5 protein-coding genes are annotated in these 4,383 nt (G+C 62.4%); 3 read left to right on the top strand and 2 right to left on the bottom strand.

All coding sequences use genetic code 11. The annotated features are described in order from the left end of the window. The 3 genes from QOC89_RS16015 to QOC89_RS16005 all read left to right on the top strand — a co-directional run. Positions 1-209: ABC transporter permease subunit (locus tag QOC89_RS16015; protein WP_323045903.1), on the top strand; the 209-nt coding region annotated here is incomplete at its 5' end. Then, positions 209-1,102, top strand: coding sequence for an ABC transporter permease (locus tag QOC89_RS16010; protein ID WP_323045902.1), 894 nt, complete (start codon positions 209-211; stop codon positions 1,100-1,102). The genes QOC89_RS16015 and QOC89_RS16010, both read left to right, overlap by 1 nt. A 63-nt stretch (positions 1,103-1,165) precedes the next feature. Continuing rightward, on the top strand, positions 1,166-2,803 hold the full coding sequence (locus QOC89_RS16005; protein WP_323045901.1) for a gamma-glutamyltransferase family protein: 1,638 nt from the start codon (positions 1,166-1,168) through the stop codon (positions 2,801-2,803). A gap of 151 nt (positions 2,804-2,954) precedes the next feature. Here QOC89_RS16005 and QOC89_RS16000 read toward each other — a convergent pair whose 3' ends face one another. Continuing rightward, positions 2,955-3,170: a hypothetical protein gene (locus tag QOC89_RS16000; protein ID WP_323045900.1), complete on the bottom strand. Its 216-nt coding sequence runs from the start codon at positions 3,168-3,170 to the stop codon at positions 2,955-2,957. 678 nt (positions 3,171-3,848) lie between these two features. Next, entirely contained in the window at positions 3,849-4,217 is a 369-nt protein-coding gene (locus QOC89_RS15995) for a response regulator transcription factor (protein ID WP_323045899.1), read from the bottom strand. Positions 4,218-4,383 lie beyond the last annotated feature (166 nt).

Here is a 4,383-nt window from a genome sequence, read left to right as displayed (position 1 = left end):
TGTTCGGCGAACTGCTCGCGGGCGCGGTGCTGACCGAGCAGGTTTTCACGATTCCCGGCTTCGGCAAGCTCATCGTCGATGCCGTGTTCAATCGCGACTACGCGGTCGTGCAGGGCGTGGTGCTCGTCACCGCGCTGTGCTTCATCGTCGTGAACCTGTGCGCCGACGTGTTGTACGTCCTCCTCAATCCCCGCCTGAGACGCAGCTGATGGCTACTCCCGTCACCCCCGTTCGCGCATCGGCCGCTGCGCAGACGACCGTATTGCCGCGCCGCAAGCACCGCGGAATCGTGAAATTCATGCGCAATCGCGCCGCCGTGTTTGGCGCGGTGCTCGTGCTGCTGATCGTCTTGATGGCGGTATTCGCGCCGTGGCTGTCGCATTACGACCCGGTGCAGGCCAGCTTCATGACCGTGCGGCAGGCGCCGTCGGCCGCGCACTGGTTCGGCACCGACGAACTCGGCCGCGACGTGCTGAGCCGACTGTTGTGGGGCGCGCGCGCGTCGCTGCTGGCGGGCGTCGTGTCGGTCGGCATCGCGGTCGTGATCGGCGTGCCGCTCGGCTTGCTGGCCGGCTACTTCGGCAAGCTTGTCGACGGCGTGATCTCGCGAATCGCCGATGCGTTGCTGTCCATTCCGTTCCTGATTCTCGCGATCGCGCTCGCCGCGTTCCTCGGACCGAGCCTGACCAACGCGATGGCCGCGATCGGCATCTCGGCGATGCCGCGCTTCGTCCGGCTGACGCGCGGCCAGGCGATCAGCGTGAAGGCCGAGGAATACGTCGAAGGCGCGCGGGCCATCGGCCTCGGCCACGCACGGATCATCGTGCGCTACATCCTGCCGAACGTGCTGCCGCCGATCATCGTGCAGGCCAGTCTGACGATCGCGACCGCGATCATCGCCGAAGCGAGCCTGTCGTTCCTCGGACTTGGGCAGCTGCCGCCGTCGCCGTCGTGGGGTTCGATGCTCAACACCGCGAAGGATTTCGTCAGTCAGGCGCCGTGGATGTCGATTTTCCCAGGCATTGCGATCTTTCTGGCCGTGCTCGGTTTCAACCTGCTCGGCGACGGTCTGCGCGATGCGCTCGATCCTCGCGAGTCGTAACCGGATTCCAGTGCCGCTTTAATGGGCCGACGGCCCCCTCATTACTTTCGCTCGAGTTTTTCAATGACACGTTTCAATTGGCAGAACCCGTATCCCACGCCCCGGTTGCCCGTGTTCGCGCGCAACATCGTTTCGACGTCCCATCCGCTTGCCGCGCAAGCCGGCTTGCGGATGTTGTGGAAAGGCGGAAACGCCATCGATGCGGCAATTGCCGCAGCCGCGGCGATCACGGTCGTCGAGCCGGTGTCGAACGGCCTCGGCAGCGACGCGTTCGCGCTCGTCTGGGACGGCGCGAAGCTGCATGGGTTGAACGCGTCGGGCGTGTCGCCCGCCGCATGGAATATCGACTACTTCAAGCGTAAGTACGGTGAGGAAAACGGCCTCGCGAAACGCCCCAAACGCGGCTGGGATACGGTGACGGTGCCGGGCGTAATCGCCGGCTGGGAGGCGCTGCATCAGAAGTTCGGCTCGCTGCCGTTCGCCGATCTGATGGAGCCGGCGATCGAAATCGCCGAGCGCGGGCACGCGGTGGCGAGCGTCGTTGCGTACAAATGGGCGGCGGCCGTGCCCGAGTTGAAAGACCAGCCGGGCTTCGCCGATACATTCATGCCGCGCGGCCGCGCGCCGGAAGTCAGTGAACTGGTGCGCTTTCCGGGCCACGCGAAGACGCTGCGCAAGCTGGCCGAGCTGGGCCCGCGCGCGTACTACGAAGGCGAGATCGCCGAACAGATCGCCGCGTTTGCGCGCGAAGGCGGCGGCGCATTGACGCTCGACGACTTGCGCAATTACCGCGTCGACTGGGTCGAGCCGATCAGCAAGGACTATCGCGGTCACACGGTGCACGAGATTCCGCCGAACGGCCAGGGCATTGCCGCGCTGATCGCGCTCGGCATTCTCGAACAGTTCGACGTGGGCGCGCTGCCGGTTGACGGCATCGAATCGCAACACCTGCAGATCGAAGCCATGAAGCTCGCGTTCGCCGACGTCTACCAGTACGTCGCCGATCCGCGCTCGATGGAGGTCACACCCGAACAGATGCTCGACGACGCGTACCTGAAGTCGCGCGCGAAGCTGATCGACCCGAAGCGCGCCACGCATTTCGATTTCGGCATGCCGAAGGCGGGCGGCACGATCTACATGTCGGTGGCCGACGAACGCGGCATGATGGTCAGCTTCATCCAGTCGAACTACATGGGCTTCGGCTCGGGCATCGTGGTGCCGGACAGCGGCATTTCGCTGCAGAACCGCGGCTACGGGTTTTCAATGGATCCGAAGTCAGCGAACGTGGTCGAGGGCGGCAAGCGGCCGTTCCATACGATCATCCCGGCTTTCCTGACGCAGAAGGTGGACGGTCGCCAGGAAGCGGTGATGAGCTTCGGTGTGATGGGCGGCGACATGCAGCCGCAAGGGCATCTGCAATCGATCGTGCGCATGCTCGACTACGGTCAGCAACCGCAGGCCGCGTGCGATGCGCCGCGCTGGAAGGTCAATCGCGACTTCACGGTCGACGTCGAGGCAACGCTCGATGAAGACACGGTGCGCGCGCTCCAGGGTCTCGGCCATACGATCAAGTCGGTCGAGGATCCGTATATGGACTTCGGTTCCGGCCAGTACATCTGGAAGCTCGATCGCAACGACCCCGAGCGCGGTTATGTCGCCGCGAGCGACACCCGGCGCGACGGACTGGCCGCCGGGTTCTGATTCGGGCAGCCGTACCGTACAAGATGCCTGAGCCTCGGAGGTGGCGGCCCGCCGCCTGGGAGGCTCGGCTTCAAAGATGCCGGAGCACCCGCAGTCCAGCAGCATGGGCATATCGCGCGAAGCATTTTTGAAAGCGCGGGCCGCGTTCTCTTTAGTGGTTCAGACAGAAGCACGCGCTCGCAGCTTCGGCAGGCGACATGCCCGTGTGGAAGTAAGCCTGCAATCGTCGCACGATCGCTGCGTCAGGTTCCCAAGGCTCGTGAATGAAGCCCTCTCCGACGGCTTTTTCGTACACGGCATTTGCCCATGCGCACAGGTCGAACTGGAACGGAACCGCTAGGGCTATCTGATTGGACTGGATAAACATGACAACCTCCACAACATCGAAAATGCGAGTGGTCAAATCACGTAGATGCGAATAACGGCAGCGGATTGATACCGCATGTCCGCGTTTCAACGATTTGGCCGCGCCACGGTCTTGATCATCGCGACAAGCACGCTCGCCACGACGACAAGGAAGCCGGACATATAGATAAGCACGATGGTCAGCATCGTCTGCTCCTCCTGCAGATAAGCCGCAATTGCGGCGGCCACCTCCGGCTGACGGCACGGCTACCATTGCGCAGCAGGTCCGAGGCACATACCGCGAGACGAGCGGCGAGCATCAATCGTCGAGAAACCGGATTCGGGTTCGCGTATTGATCGAACCAACGGGTGATGAACAAGGCTGACCATGTCAGGCGTATCGCGCTTGCACAGTGGCCTTGAAAACAATGTACAGGTCCGAGGCACACGAAACCATTCTACGAACGGTTCGGACGTCCCTGCATGTGGATAGGAATCTCATACCCGCGTATAACTCGGGTTATTGCTGAGGGCGATTGAATCGCGTCCTTCGCAATGAAGTTCCTGTTCGAAACGCAAACGCCGTTGGCGTGAAGCCATCAGGACACAAATCGTCTGACGACGCAGGGGAATTGAAGCGGTGAGGGCGGGGAGTGTGTGCCCCTGCGCGACGACTGTCTTCTGACGAGCCGCCAATGCGCTACGGCTCACCCAGCGCAAGAGTGAGCAATCGCTCAACCGTGATGGCATCAACAGGCTTCTCGAGGAAAGGAGGAGCACCTCTGGCCTGGATTTTCGCCTCAAGGGCAGCGGTCGGGAATCCCGTGGTGAAAATGATCGGAATTGCGTACCCGAGGGCGAGCAGGCGGTCGTGCAGTTCGATTCCGGACAGGCCCGGCATCCGCATATCCGAAATCAGGCATGACGTTTCGCCGATCAACCCTGAACCCAGAAATTGCTCCGCCGAGGCAAATACTCGCGCCTGCCACCCTAGCGAACGAACCAGACTCGCGGTCGCCACCCGGGCACCCTCATCATCGTCGACGATGGAAATAATTTGAGAAGACACAGACGACGGGCCTCGACACACTGAAAGCAGAGCGTGCCAGACGGAATCGGGTGGCATGCGACTCAAATCAATCGTAGTCCGGAAGCCGCCGCACGGAAATGATACGAATGTATAGACGGTTCAATGGACGGTTCATGAGCGTAGCGTGAACCCCGGGTGCGTCCTC

Source organism: Paraburkholderia sp., from assembly GCF_034668105.1.
Taxonomy (GTDB): domain Bacteria; phylum Pseudomonadota; class Gammaproteobacteria; order Burkholderiales; family Burkholderiaceae; genus Paraburkholderia.
Note: the sequence above shows the minus strand (reverse complement) of the source record. Positions and strands in the feature narration are given on the sequence as shown.

Excerpts from the sequence above, each read along its gene's own strand:
- QOC89_RS16010 (WP_323045902.1), top strand. The coding sequence starts at position 209 with ATGGCTACTCCCGTCACCCCCGTTCGCGCATCGGCCGCTGCGCAGACG.
- QOC89_RS16005 (WP_323045901.1), top strand. The coding sequence starts at position 1,166 with ATGACACGTTTCAATTGGCAGAACCCGTATCCCACGCCCCGGTTGCCC.
- QOC89_RS16000 (WP_323045900.1), bottom strand. The coding sequence starts at position 3,170 with ATGTTTATCCAGTCCAATCAGATAGCCCTAGCGGTTCCGTTCCAGTTC.